Origin of the sequence: Methylobacterium amylolyticum, assembly GCF_030700245.1 — a bacterium.
In the GTDB taxonomy this organism is placed as follows: domain Bacteria; phylum Pseudomonadota; class Alphaproteobacteria; order Rhizobiales; family Beijerinckiaceae; genus Methylobacterium.
This window is the reverse complement of record NZ_JAUYZI010000003.1, coordinates 1-14,297: the sequence shown is the minus strand read 5'-3', so window position 1 is coordinate 14,297 and position 14,297 is coordinate 1. Positions and strand designations below refer to the sequence as shown.

The following is a 14,297-nucleotide window of genomic DNA, read 5'->3' as shown; positions in this document are numbered from 1 at the left end:
ATGGATCTCAACTCGCGCCTGTTCGACAGCATCCGCATCAAGCCGTCCTGCGACGAGCCGAAGGCGGCTGCCGCCGAGCCGGCCTGCGAGAGCCCGGGCTGCGGGCAGCCGGGGCTGCACCGGGCGCCGAAGGGGCGCAAGGCGGAGGGGCAGTACTGGCGCTTCTGCATCGACCACGTGCGCGCCTACAACGCCGCCTACAACTACTTCGACGGGATGAACGACGCCGCCGTCCAGGCCTACCAGAAGGACGCGATCATCGGTCACCGCCCGACCTGGGCGATGGGCGTGAACCGGGCCGGCCCCGAGAAGCCGGAGGCCGACGCGGTGCGGGACTGGGCCTACGTCGATCCGCTCGGCATCCTGCGCGCGGGCGGGGTCGGCGACGCCCGCGGGCGGGCCAAGGCCGCCGAGCCGGAGCGGCCGCGCCGCTCGGCCGCCCTGCGCAAGGCGCTCGACGTGATGGGCCTCGACGAGGGCGCCGACACCGCCGCCATCAAGGCGCAGTACAAGACCCTGGTGAAGCGCTTCCACCCCGACGCCAACGGCGGCGACCGCTCCTTCGAGGATCGGCTGCGCGACATCATCCGCGCCCACGACGTGCTGCGCGCCGCGGGCCTGTGCTGAGCGGTTCCGGCGGGCGGCACGATCGATGCACGCCCCGCCCGCTCCGCGCACGGGTCGGAACCGGGCGGTCCGCGCCTATATGAGAGGCGACAGGCTCGCGGCGGCGCCCCGGCGCGCCGCCGTCCAGAGCGCTCTGCGTCGACGTGGACACCGGTTCGGCGAGACGAGCGCGCGTTGAAACAAGACCTTGGAGGCGGGCCCGATTGCAACGCGGTCGGGCGCGGCTCTATGAGGGGTCCGCGCCGCGGACGCCCGGCCCGACAATCTTCCCGCGCGAGACCCGTCCCTCCGGGGCGGTCCCGCGCCTCACGAGGTCCCGAATGCTCTCCGACGACACGCCCGCCACGCTGCCAGACCGCACCGTCTCCGTCCGCGACGTGTTCGGCATCGACCTCGACCTCAAGGTCCCGGCCTTCGCGGAGCGGGAAGAGCACGTGCCGGACGTCGATCCGGACTACATCTTCGACCGGGAGACGACGCTCGCCATCCTCGCCGGCTTCGCCCGCAACCGCCGCGTGATGGTCACCGGCTACCACGGCACCGGCAAGTCGACCCATGTCGAGCAGGTCGCCGCGCGGCTGAACTGGCCCTGCATCCGGATCAACCTCGACAGCCACGTCTCGCGCATCGACCTCGTCGGCAAGGACGCGATCGTGCTCCAGGACGGCAAGCAGGTCACCGCCTTCCAAGACGGCATCCTGCCCTGGGCGCTCCAGAACAACGTCGCGCTCGTGTTCGACGAGTACGATGCCGGCCGCCCGGACGTGATGTTCGTGATCCAGCGCGTGCTGGAGGTCTCGGGGCGGCTGACGCTGCTCGACCAGAAGCGGGTGATCCGCCCGCACCCGGCCTTCCGGCTGTTCGCCACCGCCAACACGGTCGGCCTCGGCGACACGTCCGGCCTCTATCACGGCACCCAGCAGATCAACCAGGGCCAGATGGACCGCTGGTCGATCGTCACCACGCTGAACTACCTGCCGCACGACCGCGAGGTCGACATCGTGCTCTCGAAGGCGACCCATTACCGGGGCGACCAGGGCCGCGACGTCGTCAACCGCATGGTGCGCGTGGCCGACCTTACCCGCAACGCCTTCATGAACGGCGACCTGTCGACCGTCATGAGCCCGCGCACGGTGATCACCTGGGCCGAGAACGCCGACATCTTCAAGGATATCGGCTTCGCCTTCCGGGTGACCTTCCTCAACAAGTGCGACGAGCTGGAGCGCACCCTGGTGGCGGAGTTCTACCAGCGCGCCTTCGGCAAGGAGCTGCCCGAGAGCGCGCTGAACGTCGCGCTGAGCTGAACGGCCGACCCGCATGGAGGAGGCGATGGCGCATCCGGCTGAGGTGATGGAAGCGACGGACGCCCCTCCGGCGGCGCCCGGCCGCACGCGCCATGAGGACGACCTCTACACCTGGGTGCAGGAGCAGATCGCACTGCTCCGCGCTGGCCGGGTTGATGCGCTCGACCTCGACAATATCGCCGAGGAGCTGAGCGACGTGGGGAACGCGCAGTACAGTCAGTTGGAAAGCGCTCTTCGCGTCCTCATGATCCATATGCTCAAGTGGGACCAGCAGCCGGAGAAGCGCACACCGAGCTGGATCTACTCGATCCGTGAGCAGAGGCGTCGCTACGCGAAGATCCTCCGGAAGAACCCGGGTCTGAAGCAACATCTCGAAACGATCCGCGAGGATATCTACCCGATTTCCCGCGACTGGGCGGCGGACGAATGTAACCTTCAGCCGGACGAATTTCCGCCGAACTGCCCTTACGATTGGGAGGATCTTCTTGAACGGCCCTTCGATCTCGATTCGGTGAAGAAATAGCCCGCATGTCCCTCTCCAACCGCAAGACCGGCGAGCGCCGCGAGCCCGTCGCCGAGCCCCTGAAGCGCTCGGTGGCCGGGTGCCTGCGCGCCATCGCCCGGCGGTCGGAGGTGGAGGTGACCTACGCCACCGACCGCCCGGCGCTGACCGGCGACAAGGCCCGCCTGCCCGAGCCGCCGCGCAAGCTCTCGGTCCAGGACGTGGCGGTGCTGCGCGGCAACGCCGACGCGATGGCGCTGCGGCTCGGCTGCCACGACGTGGCGCTGCACCGCCGCCTCGCCCCCGAGAACGCGGCGGCGCGCGCCGTCTACGACGCGGTGGAGCAGGCCCGGGTCGAGGCGATCGGCTCGCGCCGGATGGCGGGGGTGGCGAGCAACATCGCCGCGATGCTGGAGGACCGCTACCACCGCGGCGGCAAGTACGAGACCATCACCGACCGGGCCGACGCGCCGCTGGAGGATGCGGTGGCGCTGATGGTGCGCGAGCGGCTGACCGGCCAGCGCCCGCCGGAGGCCGCGGCCAAGATCGTCTCCCTGTGGCGCGAGCACATCGAGGCCAAGGCCGGCCCGAACCTCGACGGGCTGATCGGCACCCTGGAGGACCAGCGCGCCTTCGCCCGCTCCGTGCGCGACCTGCTCTCCTCCCTCGACATGTCGGACGAGACGCCCTTCGACCCGGAGGACGACGAGAACGACGACGACAACGAGGCCCAGGACGACGAGCAGAACCCGAGCGAGGGCGATTCGGAGGAGAAGAGCCAGGGCGAGCGCGCCGAAATCGAGACCTCGGAGGAGGCCTCCGACGAGATCGAGGAGGGCGCCCAGGAATCCGCCGACGCGCCGTCGGGCGAGCTGCCCGACGAGGCCGAGGACGCGGAATCGGAGGAGGCCTCCGAATCGTGGCGGCCGCCGCAGCGGCAGGGCAACGAGGCGCGGGGCCCCGAGTACCGGGTGTTCAACGCGAAGTTCGACGAGGTCGTCCACGCCGAGGAGCTGTGCGACGCCGACGAGCTGGCGCGGCTGCGCAGCTACCTCGACAAGCAGCTCTCCCATCTCCAGGGCGTGGTCGGGCGGCTCGCAAACCGCCTCCAGCGGCGGCTGCTGGCCCAGCAGAACCGCGCCTGGGACTTCGACCTGGAAGAAGGCACCCTCGACCCCGCCCGGCTCGTGCGGGTGGTGATCGACCCGTTCCAGCCGCTCTCCTTCAAGCAGGAGAAGGACACCAACTTCCGCGACACGGTCGTCACGCTGCTGCTCGACAACTCGGGCTCGATGCGCGGGCGGCCGATCACCGTGGCGGCGACCTGCGCCGACATCCTGGCGCGGACGCTGGAGCGCTGCGGGGTGAAGGTCGAGATCTTGGGCTTCACCACCCGGGCGTGGAAGGGCGGGCAGTCGCGCGAGGCGTGGCTGGCGGCCGGCAAGCCCCCCTCCCCCGGGCGCCTGAACGACCTGCGCCACATCGTCTACAAGGCCGCGGACGCTCCCTGGCGCCGTGCGCGGAAGAACCTCGGGCTGATGATGCGCGAGGGGTTGCTCAAGGAGAACATCGACGGCGAGGCGCTGGACTGGGCGCACAAGCGCCTGCTCGGCCGGCCCGAGCAGCGCAAGATCCTGATGGTGATCTCCGACGGCGCGCCGGTCGACGACTCGACCCTGTCGGTGAATGCCGGCAACTACCTGGAGCGCCACCTGCGCTGGATGATCGAGGACATCGAGACCCGCTCGCCGGTGGAGCTCCTGGCGATCGGCATCGGCCACGACGTGACCCGCTACTACCGCCGCGCCGTGACGATCATCGACGCCGAGGAACTCGGCGGCGCGATGACGGAGAAGCTCGCGGAGCTGTTCGAGGAGGACGGCGCCCCGGCGCCGGTCCGGCAGCCCCAGCGCGCCGCGGGCGGGCGACGCTGAGGGTCCCCTACCCGGGAGGGGGCAGCAGCTCGGCTTCCAGCCGGGCGAGCGCCCGGCCGAACACGGCCGGGTCGTCGAGGGCCCGGGCCAGCACCAGCGCCCCCTGGATCGCCAGCACCGCGTGCTCGGCCCGGTCGGCTGCTGCGTCCCGGCCGGCACGGGCGAGGGCCTGGGCCAGCGCCGCCCGCCACGCCGCGAAGTAGCCGCCGATCCGCGCCGCGAACCGGTCGCGCGTCCCGTCGAGGGCGAAGGCGCCGACGAGGCAGGCGCGGCCCCCGGACCGGAAGTAGGCGTCGGTCTCGCGCAGCATCCGCCGGATCGCCGCCGCCGCGTCCGGCCCGTCACGCAGGGGCGCGAAAACTGCCGCCTCGAACCAGGCGTCGATCTCGGCCAGCACGGCGGCGGCCATCTCCGCCTTCCCCCCGGGGAAGAGGTGGTAGAGGCTGCCCTTGCCGAGCCCGGTCCCGGCGGTGATCGCCGACAGGCTCGCCCCCTCGTAGCCGTGCGTGCGGAACACCTCCGCGAGGGCGGCGACCGCCTCGGCCCGCTCGCGGCCGCGGCGGCTCACGCCCGCGTCACAGGCCGAGGTCCGACAGGCCCGGATGGTCGTCGGGCCGCGGGCCGGACCGGTCCCAGCGGAACAGGCGCTCGCCCTCGGAGATCGGCAGGTCGTTGATGCTGGCGTGGCGCGCCCGCATCAGGCCGTGGCCGTCGAATTCCCAGTTCTCGTTGCCGTAGGCCCGGAACCACGCCCCGTCCGCGTCGTGGAACTCGTAGGCGAAGCGCACCGCGATCCGGTCCCCGCCGAAGGTCCAGAGTTCCTTGATCAGCCGGTACTCGCGCTCCGCCTCCCACTTGCGGGTGAGGAAGGCGACGATCGCGTCGCGGCCGGAGAAGAAGTCCGTGCGGTTCCGCCAGCGGCTGTCCGGGGTGTAGGCCAGGGCGACCTTGTGCGGGTCGCGGCCGTTCCAGCCGTCCTCGGCGGCGCGCACCTTGCGGAGCGCCGCCTCGCGGTCGAAGGGCGGCAGCGGCGGGCGGCTCTCGGACATGCTTTGCTTCCACGGCTCGGACGACCGGCTCGGTCTGTACCGATTGGTACAAAGCGGAGCCGGCCCGTCAAGCCGTCGAGCCCTGGCCGATCCCCTAGACGCGCGAAAACGGCGGCTCGCCTCGCGCGAACCGCCGCTCTCTGAGACAGCGCGGGTGGACGCCTCAGGCGGCGGCCGGGGCCTCGGCGAGCTTCTTGTGGATCTCGCGCTTCAGCAGGCGGGCAGTCTGCGACAGCTCGCCCTCGGAGGCCTTGACGAGGAACGCGTCCAGGCCGCCGCGGTGCTCTACCGAGCGCAGGGCGTGGGCGGTGATGCGCAGGCGCACCCGCTTGCCCAGCGTGTCCGACTGCAGCGTGACGTTGCAGAGATTCGGCAGGAACCGGCACTTGGTCTTGCGGTTCGAGTGGCTCACGAGGTGACCGACCTGAACGGCCTTGCCGGTGAGTTCGCAGCGGCGCGCCATGATGATGCTTGATCCCGTCTCGTTCCGCCGAGGGTGGGCCGCAGCCGGCGCGATCGTCGCGCGCCTCGGGCCGCGCCCGTGCGTCCGTCCAGGTCCGGCGGAGTCCTGTTGAAGGCGCGAGCCTATAGGCGAGGGGGGCCCGTCCCGTCAAGGCGAAGCCGGTCACGAAGAGTGCGCCCCGTGGCGCGGCCGCGACAGGAGCCGGCCCAACCGTCTGTTAACCATGCGGTGCGGATAACCGACCCTCATCCCGCGCGGGGCGACCGGCGCGGACCTCAGGATTCGATCCGGACCATGCGCGTCAAGACTCTGCGGAGCGCCGCCCTCTTCTGCGCCGGACTGCTCGTCGGGATCGCCGGGCCGATCCTGCTCCACGCCCCCGCCGAGGCCCGCTCGCGGGCGGCCAAGGCCGCCAAGCCCGGCACGACCGCGGTGGCGGTGGAGTACGGGATCAACCTCGCGGGCCTGCCGATCGGCACGGCGCATCTCGCCGGGGCGTTCGAGCGCGACCGCTACACCATGGACGTCTCGGCGACGCTGACCGGCCTCGTCGGCGCGATCACCGGCGGCCAGGGCTCGGCCCGCGCCTCGGGCGTCCTCGGCGCCGGACCGGTGCCGGGCACCTTCTCGATCGCCACCCGCACGGCGCATGCCGGGATCGCGGTGCGCATGGCGCTCGCCCGCGGCAACGTCGTGCAGACCGAGATCACGCCGCCGCTCCTCGACATGCAGGACCGCGTGCCGGTCACCGCCGCCAACCGGCGCGGGATCATGGATCCGGCGAGCGCCCTGGTGATGCCGGTGCGCGCCCAGGGCGCCCCGACCGATCCGGAGAACTGCAACCGGACGCTGCCGGTGTTCGACGGCGCCACCCGCTTCAACGTCGTGCTGAGCTACGCCGAGACCCGCGAGGTGCAGAAGCCGGGCTATGCCGGGCCGGTGCTCGTGTGCACCGCCCGCTACCAGGCGATCGCCGGCCACCGGCCCGACCGGCCCGGGGTGAAGTTCATGGAGGACAACCGCGAGATGTCGGTCTGGCTCGCCCCCGTGGAGGGGACGCGGGTGCTGATCCCGCTGCGCATCGCGGTGCTCACCCAGATCGGCACCAACATCATCGAGGCGACGCGCTGGACGGGCCCCGCCGCGCCGACCGCCGGTGCCGCGCAGGCCGCACCGCCCGCACCGGCGATGGCGCAGGCGAGCCTGCCGGGCCAGTAGCCGCGACCGGCGCGTCGAGGGCGTCGACGGGGCGCGGTCACGTCTCGCCGCGCTCCAGACGCTCCCGGTAGGTCTCGATCGTGATCGGCGCCGCGCCGGAGCGCTCCATCCGCGTGCGGTCCCGCTCCGGCACCGCGTCGCGGACGACGTCGATGGTCTTCCAGGCCGGCACCTCCCCCGCCCGGTCCTCGCCGGGCGCGAAGCGCGAGGTCGCCACGCGGCGATAGCGGTGGATGTAGCGAGGGCAGTTGGCGAAGATCTCCAGGATCGCGACCCGCAGGACCAGCTCCGCGCCGGGATGGGCCTCCAGCGCCCCCGCGTCGCGCAGCAGCGACGCCGTCCCGTGGACCCGCAGCCGGTGCGGCCGCTCGAGATCGATGAACAGCAGGCCAACCTTCGGGTTCTCCGCCACGTTGCCGGCGCTGAGGTACATGCCGTTGCCGTCGTAGCTCGGGATTTCGAGCGTGGCGGCGTCGAGCACCCGCACGAAGCCGGGCTGGCCGCCCTTGTGGGAGCAGGTCGGGTAGCCGCGATGGTCGATCGTGGTCAGGAAGACGGCGTCGCGCCCCGCCACGAACCGCATCTGCGCGTCGGTCATCGCGCTGGTGACGGACAGGCCGCGCAGGCGGTTGGCCAGCGGCCGGGTCCCGAAGGCGTCCTGGAGGACCCGGTGCCGGTCGCCGTAGAGGCTGCCGATCTGCCCCAGCGGCGAGCGGAACACGGCCCCCTCGGGCTTGGGATCCGTCGACCAGCGCAGCCGGTCGAGGCAGATCGCCCACGCCGTCCCGTAGCGGTCGGCCACGGCCTGATCGTCGATCCGCTCGTGCGACAGGGTCATCTCGGTCGTGTCGGCGCCGAGGGCGCGCAGGTCGATCCGGACCCGGGAGGGCGGGCCGCCGAGCGGCGCGGCCCCCTCGAACAGCCACGTCATCAGCAGGCCGCGGTCCGGCACGATCTCCAGGTATGTGCCGCGCACGGCGTAGGCCTGCCCGTTCGGATCGACGCCGTCGAGCCGGAACAGACCGCCCACCCGCGGGTCGCCGGTGACCGAGCGGACCTCGCCGGCCGCCGGCGCCAGCCAGCGCGCCAGCCGCCGCGGGTCGGTGCAGGCCTCGAACACCGTCCGCCGCGGGGCGTTGAGCTGGCGCACCAGCACGACGGCGACGCGTGTGTCGTCCGACATCGTGGGTCCCTCCAAGAGCGCTCGCCGCCGAAGTGGATGCCGGTTCGGCGAAGGAGAGCGCGTCAAAACAATGACTTAGAGCCGTTCCCGATCGCAACGCGGTCGGGGACGGCTCTGAGTGCAGACCGGGGGGCCGCGCCTCACGCGACCGCGTCGAGGGGTCGGCCCCGGGTTTCGGGCAGGAACAGCGCCGCGACCGCCGCGGAGACGGCGAGCACGGCCGTCGCGTACCACAGGCCGGCGTAGAGGCTCCCGGTCGCCGTGAAGGCCGAGAAGGCGATGGCCGGGAAGAAGCCGCCGAACAGCCCGCCGAGGTTGTAGGCCAGCGACAGCACCGTGCTGCGGATGCGGGTGGGGACGAGTTCGATCATCCACGCGGCCAGCGGGGCGGAGGCGAGCGCCACGAAGGCGTTGAGGAGCACGAGCAGCCCGATCAGGGCCGGCACGTCGGTGCGCGCCGGGTCGGCCCTGGCCGGGTAGCCCGCCTCGCTCAGGGCCGCCGCGAGGCTGCGGCCGAACGCGGCGTTGCCCGCGTCGAACGCCGCCTTGTCCATCCCGCGCCCGTCGAAGGCCGCCACGGCCGCCGCGCCGACCAGAACCTGCGCCGGCGCGCCGGCCTCGACCGCCCGGGTCTCGTAGGGGATCCCGAGCTTGGCGACCGCCCGGCGGGCGACGTCGCAGGGCGTCCGGAACGGGGCGAGGCCGAGGGGATCGAACTGGCGGCTGCACCCGGCGGGGTCGGCCGCCACCACCACGGGATGGGCGGCCATCGCCGTCTCCAGGGCCGGGTGGGCGCGGTGCGTGACCGCCTGGAACACGGGGAGCGCGACGAGGGCGGTGCCGATGAAACCCGCGAGCATCACCGGCTTGCGGCCGACCCGGTCCGAGAGCCAGCCGGCGGCGATCAGGCAGGCGACGAGGCCGGTGCTGTAGCCGAGGATCGTGTAGTGCAGCAGGAACGGGTCGATCTTCAGGTTCAGCATCAGCAGGTAGATCGGGTAGGCGCCGGTCGCGGTCGCCACCGACTGCCCGGCCACGGCGCCGAACAGCACGAGCAGGCCGGTGCGCAGGTAGCGCCACTGGCCCAGCGCCTCCCGCACCGGCCGCTTCGCGAGGCCGCCGCCGCTGCGCATGCGCAGGAACAGGGGCGATTCCTGAAGGCGCAGGCGCATGTAGACCGAGACTAGCATCAGCACGGCCGAGAGCAGGAAGGGGATCCGCCAACCCCAGGCCTCGAAGGCGGCCTTGCCGAGCAGGGTCTCGCAGGCGAGCACCACCAGGATGGCGAGGATCAGCCCGCAGGCCATGGTGATGCCGACCGCGCTGGTGGCCAGCCCGCGGTTCCGGGCGCTGGCGTGCTCGGCGATGTAGGTCACGGCGCCGCCGAACTCGCCGCCGAAGGCGAGCCCCTGCACGAAGCGCAGGCTCATCAGCAGGATCGGCGAGGCGATCCCGACCGCCGCGTAGCAGGGCAGCAGGCCGATGAGCACGGTGGAGCCGCCCATCACCACGATGGTGAGCAGGAACGCGTACTTGCGCCCGGCGAGGTCGCCGAGGCGGCCGAAGATCAGGCCGCCGAACGGGCGCGCGAGGTAGCTGACCGCCGCCGAGAGCAGGGCGAAGACGTAGGCGTAGGCCTCGTCCAGCCCCGAGAAGAAGGTGCGGGCGATGATCGCCGCCATCGGCCCGTACAGGACGAGGTCGTAGGCCTCGAACACCGCGCCGAGGGAGGAGGCGACGACCACGCGGCGCATCCGGCCGCTGTCCCCCGCCGGCGCGGCCGCCTCCACCGGGGCCGGGGCGCGGCGAGCCGACGCTCCGGTCGGCGCTCCGGCCGGATGATAGGCGGCGTCCTGCGTCATCCTCGTCCTCCCTGCTCGTTTCGGGTCGGTGGCCGTGCCGGAGGTCAGCGGCCGTCGGGCTCGCGCTTCATCTCCTCCAGCAGGGCTTCCAGCGCGTCGAGGCGCTCGGACCAGAAGCGCTGGTAGCCGCCCAGCCAGCGATGCGCTTCGAGCAGCGCCACGGGATCCAGCCGGCACAGGTGGGACCGCCCCCGCACGCGCCGCGTCACGAGGCCGGCGGCCTCCAGCGTCCGGACGTGTTTCGAGACGGCGACGCCCGAGATCGGGAAGGCGGGGGCGAGTTCGCCGATGGCGTGCTCGCGCTGCGCCAGCATGCCGAGGATCGCGCGCCGGGTGGGATCGGCCAGCGCGTGGAAGATGGCGTCGAGACGTTGATCCGATCTGTCAACCATATCGGTTTTTGTAAAACCATATGGTTTAATGTCAACCGTGATCGCGGGGAGGCTCGCCCCGGAGAGGGGTCCTTAACGCTCCGCGCCGTCCAATCGCGCCATGCGCACGCTTCTCCCCCTCCTCCCCCTCCTCGCCCTCCTCGGTGCCGCCCCGGCCGCGGCCGGCTCGCTCGATGCCGGCTCCGGCTCCGATTGCGGCGGCGACGCCTACTCCTCGGCCCAGGTGGTCGACGGCCCCCAGCGCGGCCCGCTGGTGGCGGTGCCCCAGACGCTGTGCGCCGACGTGGCGCCGCAGGGGCCGGCCGCCAACATGCAGATCGACGTGTACCCGTTCATAACGCCGCAGGTTGGCGGCGACGGCGGCGGCGTCCCATATGAGAGGCGCTGGTCCCGCCGCTATTGACGGGGCTCCTCCCCCCGACGGTCTTCCGTCCCGAGGAACCGCCGATTATCGACGCCCCGTTCCGCTCCGACCGGCGCTCCCTGCCCCGCCACGCCCGCGCCCGCGGGGTCACGGCGGTGCTGGGGCCGACCAACACCGGCAAGACCCACCTCGCCATCGAGCGCATGCTCGCCCACCCGACCGGCATGATCGGGCTGCCCCTGCGGCTGCTCGCCCGGGAGGTTTTTCTGCGCGTCGTCGCCAAGGTCGGCCCCGACAAGGTCGCGCTGGTGACGGGAGAGGAAAAAATAAAGCCGGACCGGCCGCGCTACTGGATCTGCACGATCGAGGCGATGCCGCGCGACCTCGACGTGGCGTTCGTGGCCATCGACGAGATCCAGCTCGGCGCCGACATGGACCGCGGCCACGTCTTCACCGATCGGCTGCTCTACGTCCGCGGCCGCGAGGAGACCCTGCTGATCGGCTCGGGCACGATCCTGCCGCTGGTGCAGGACCTGATCCCGAACGTTCACACCACCACCCGCCCGCGCCTCTCGCAGCTCACCTTCGCGGGGGAGAAGAAGCTGTCGCGGCTGCCCCGGCGCACGGCGATCGTCGCGTTCTCGGCGGAGGAGGTCTACGCCATCGCCGAGCTGATCCGGCGCCAGCGGGGCGGCGCGGCGGTGGTGCTCGGCGCGCTCTCGCCCCGCACCCGCAACGCCCAAGTCGAGCTCTACCAGTCCGGCGACGTGGACTACCTCGTGGCCACCGACGCGGTGGGGATGGGCCTCAACCTCGACGTCGACCACGTCGCCTTCGCCGCGAACTGGAAATACGACGGCACCCGCTTCCGCCGCCTGACCCCGGCGGAGATGGGCCAGATCGCGGGGCGCGCCGGGCGTCACCTCTCCGACGGCACCTTCGGCTCCACCGGCCGCTGCCCGCCCTTCGAGGCGGAGCTGGTCGAGCGGCTGGAAAGCCACGACTTCGATCCCCTGCGCATCCTGCAATGGCGCAACCCGGACCTCAGCTTCGGCAGCCTGGAGGCCCTCCAGGGGAGCCTCGACGAGCACCCGCACGAGGCGGGGCTGACCCGGGCGCCGATGGGCGAGGACCAGCAGGCGCTGGAGATCCTCATGCGCGAGGACGACATCCGCGACATGGCGCGGGGCCCCGCCGCGGTGCGCCGGCTCTGGGACGTGTGCGGGGTGCCGGACTACCGCAAGGTCCACCCCCAGACCCACGCCGACCTCGTGGCCCAGCTCTACCGGTTCCTGATGAAGGGCATGGCCGGGCGCATCCCCGACACGTGGTTCGCCGAGCACGTGGCGATGATCGACCGGGTCGACGGCGACATCGACACCCTGTCCCGCCGGATCGCCCAGGGGCGGACCTGGACCTTCGTGGCCAACCGGCCCGACTGGCTGCGCGACCCCGAACATTGGCAGGGCGAGACGCGTCGGGTAGAGGACAGGCTGTCAGACGCCCTGCACGAACGTCTCGCGAGCCGCTTCGTCGACCGGCGCACCAGCGTCCTGATGCGGCGCCTGAGAGAGAACACGATGCTCGAAGCCCAGATTACCCCCGACGGGGACGTGACCGTCGAGGGTCAGCACGTCGGTCACCTGCACGGATTCCTGTTCGTGCCGGACGCGAGCGCCGAGGGGCACGAGGCCAAGACCCTGCGCAGCGCCGCCGAGAAGGCGCTCGCCGGCGAGATCGAGGCGCGCGCCGAGCGCTTCGCGGCCACGCCCGACGCCTCCCTCGTGCTCAGCCACGACGGCACGATCCGCTGGACCGGCGCGCCGGTGGCCAAGCTCGCCCCCGGCGACAAGCTGTTCGCCCCCCAGATCCGCCTGCTCGCCGACGACAGCCTCGCCGGCGGCCACCGGGAGCGGGTGGAGGCGCGGCTCGACGCGTGGCTGAAGGCGCAGATCGTCCGGCTGCTCGGCCCGCTGATGGAGATCGAGACGGCCGCCGACCTCACCGGGCTGTCGAAGGGCATCGGCTACCAGGTGGTCGAGGCGCTGGGCGTGCTGGAGCGCGCCAAGGTCGCCCACGAGATGCGCAGCCTCGACCAGGACGGCCGCGGGGCGCTGCGCCGGCACGGGGTGCGCTTCGGCGCCTACCACATCTTCCTGCCCGCGCTGCTGAAGCCGGCTCCGCGCACGCTGGCGGCGCAGCTCTGGGCCCTGCGCAACGGCGGCCTCGACCAGCGCGGCCTCGACGAGATCGCGCATCTGGCCGGGTCCGGCCGCACCTCGATCAAGGTCGACCGCGAGATCGCCAAGGGGCTCTACCGGGCGGCGGGCTTCCGCGTCTGCGGCGAGCGGGCGGTGCGGGTCGACATCCTGGAGCGGCTGGCCGACCTGATCCGCCCGGCGATCGCCTACCGCCCCGGCACCACGCCCGGCGCGGCGCCGGACGGCACCGCCGACGGGGACGGGTTCGTCGCCACCGTCGGCATGACCTCGCTGGTCGGCTGCTCGGGCGAGGACTTCGCCTCGATCCTGAAATCGCTGGGCTACGTCTCCGAGACGCGGCCCGGACCGGCGGTCACCGTGCCGCTGCTGCCCGCCGCCGCGACCGCCCCGGCCGCCCCCTCGGCGGCCGCCGGGTCCGAGACCCTGGCGGCCGGACCGGAGGCCGCGGCGGACGCGGCGGCGACGGACGCGGCGGTACCGGACGCGGCGCAGGCGCCCGCCAAGGCCGGCAGCCCGGACGAGACGGCCCCATCCCAGGCCGCGACCGAGGCCGGCGCGGGCGAACAGGCCGTGGAAGAGGCCGTCCCGACCGCCGTGACCGAGGAGGCGGCGCTCGCCGACCTCGAGACGACGGTCGCGGCCGAGGCGACCGAGGCGGCGGGTCCCGGCGAGGACGCCCCCCAGGAGGCCGTCGCCGAGCCGGTCGCCGCGGAGGAGGCCGTCGCCGAGGAGACCATCGCCGAGGAGGCCACCACCGAGGAGGCTGCCCCCGAGGAGACCGTCCCCGAGGCGGCGTCCGCCGCGGACGGCGCGTCCGAGCGGGCCGGCGAGGACGCCGAGCCCGTCGCCGCGTCGGCGCCCGCCAACACGGACGGGGCCGGGACGGATGGCGAGCCCCCCGCCGAATCGGTCGCGGCGGCGCCGTCCGCCGAGGCGTCCGAGGCTGCCGATAGCGAGAGCGCCCCCGTCGAGGTCCCCCAGGTCGAGGTCTGGCGGCTCCAGCGCTACCAGCGCCAGCCCCAGGCCCGGCCGCAGAACCGCCCGCGCGGCGCCGGCCGCGGCCGGGACGCGGGCCAGGGCGGCCGGCCCGAGGGGGCGCGCCCCGAGGGCGGCCGGCCCGACCAGCGCCGCGCCGCCGGCGGCGAGCGGCGCCCTGAGGGCGAGGGCGGTCCGCGCC

General features: G+C 72.9%; 13 protein-coding genes. 7 read left to right on the top strand and 6 right to left on the bottom strand.

What is annotated here, in order from left to right:
- The 4 genes from Q8W71_RS03180 to cobT all read left to right on the top strand — a co-directional run bounded on the left by Q8W71_RS03180 (position 1) and on the right by cobT (position 4,367).
- A complete protein-coding gene (locus tag Q8W71_RS03180; protein WP_305523875.1) occupies positions 1 to 627 on the top strand; it encodes a J domain-containing protein in 627 nt (208 codons plus the stop codon).
- Positions 628 to 947: 320 nt separating this feature from the next.
- Complete coding sequence (gene cobS / locus Q8W71_RS03175; protein ID WP_305523874.1) at positions 948 to 1,931, top strand: cobaltochelatase subunit CobS; 984 nt, start codon at positions 948 to 950, stop codon at positions 1,929 to 1,931.
- Between the two features lie 13 nt (positions 1,932 to 1,944).
- A complete protein-coding gene (locus Q8W71_RS03170) occupies positions 1,945 to 2,454 on the top strand; it encodes a DUF29 domain-containing protein (protein WP_305523873.1) in 510 nt (169 codons plus the stop codon).
- A gap of 5 nt (positions 2,455 to 2,459) precedes the next feature.
- Positions 2,460 to 4,367, top strand: coding sequence for a cobaltochelatase subunit CobT (gene cobT, locus Q8W71_RS03165; RefSeq protein WP_305523872.1), 1,908 nt, complete (start codon positions 2,460 to 2,462; stop codon positions 4,365 to 4,367).
- 7 nt (positions 4,368 to 4,374) lie between these two features.
- On the opposite strand, the gene Q8W71_RS03160 is transcribed toward cobT, so the two are convergent.
- From Q8W71_RS03160 to rpmB, 3 genes are all read right to left on the bottom strand, one after another.
- Positions 4,375 to 4,935, bottom strand: a complete 561-nt coding sequence (locus Q8W71_RS03160; RefSeq protein WP_305523871.1) for a TetR/AcrR family transcriptional regulator — start codon at positions 4,933 to 4,935, stop codon at positions 4,375 to 4,377.
- A 7-nt stretch (positions 4,936 to 4,942) separates the two neighbouring features.
- A complete protein-coding gene (locus Q8W71_RS03155; RefSeq protein ID WP_305523870.1) occupies positions 4,943 to 5,416 on the bottom strand; it encodes a nuclear transport factor 2 family protein in 474 nt (157 codons plus the stop codon).
- A gap of 163 nt (positions 5,417 to 5,579) precedes the next feature.
- Positions 5,580 to 5,879 carry a 50S ribosomal protein L28 gene (gene rpmB / locus Q8W71_RS03150; protein ID WP_305523869.1) on the bottom strand — a complete coding sequence of 100 codons (300 nt, stop codon included), beginning with the start codon at positions 5,877 to 5,879 and terminating at the stop codon, positions 5,580 to 5,582.
- A gap of 294 nt (positions 5,880 to 6,173) precedes the next feature.
- Here rpmB and Q8W71_RS03145 point away from each other — a divergent pair, with 294 nt between their 5' ends.
- Positions 6,174 to 7,097: a DUF3108 domain-containing protein gene (locus Q8W71_RS03145; protein ID WP_305523868.1), complete on the top strand. Its 924-nt coding sequence runs from the start codon at positions 6,174 to 6,176 to the stop codon at positions 7,095 to 7,097.
- Between the two features lie 37 nt (positions 7,098 to 7,134).
- Here Q8W71_RS03145 and Q8W71_RS03140 read toward each other — a convergent pair whose 3' ends face one another.
- The 3 genes from Q8W71_RS03140 to Q8W71_RS03130 all read right to left on the bottom strand — a co-directional run bounded on the left by Q8W71_RS03140 (position 7,135) and on the right by Q8W71_RS03130 (position 10,534).
- Positions 7,135 to 8,280 (bottom strand): SRPBCC domain-containing protein, encoded by a 1,146-nt coding sequence (locus Q8W71_RS03140; protein ID WP_305523867.1) that lies wholly within the window; start codon positions 8,278 to 8,280, stop codon positions 7,135 to 7,137.
- Between the two features lie 140 nt (positions 8,281 to 8,420).
- The gene (locus Q8W71_RS03135) at positions 8,421 to 10,142 is read right to left on the bottom strand and encodes an MFS transporter (protein WP_305523866.1); all 1,722 of its coding nucleotides are present in this window, start codon (positions 10,140 to 10,142) and stop codon (positions 8,421 to 8,423) included.
- 44 nt (positions 10,143 to 10,186) lie between these two features.
- The gene (locus Q8W71_RS03130; protein WP_305523865.1) at positions 10,187 to 10,534 is read right to left on the bottom strand and encodes an ArsR/SmtB family transcription factor; all 348 of its coding nucleotides are present in this window, start codon (positions 10,532 to 10,534) and stop codon (positions 10,187 to 10,189) included.
- A 100-nt stretch (positions 10,535 to 10,634) separates the two neighbouring features.
- On the opposite strand from Q8W71_RS03130, the gene Q8W71_RS03125 reads away from it, so the two are divergent.
- Complete coding sequence (locus tag Q8W71_RS03125; protein ID WP_305523864.1) at positions 10,635 to 10,937, top strand: hypothetical protein; 303 nt, start codon at positions 10,635 to 10,637, stop codon at positions 10,935 to 10,937.
- 116 nt (positions 10,938 to 11,053) lie between these two features.
- A partial coding sequence (locus tag Q8W71_RS03120) for a helicase-related protein (RefSeq protein ID WP_370875333.1) occupies positions 11,054 to 14,297 on the top strand: 3,244 nt, incomplete at its 3' end.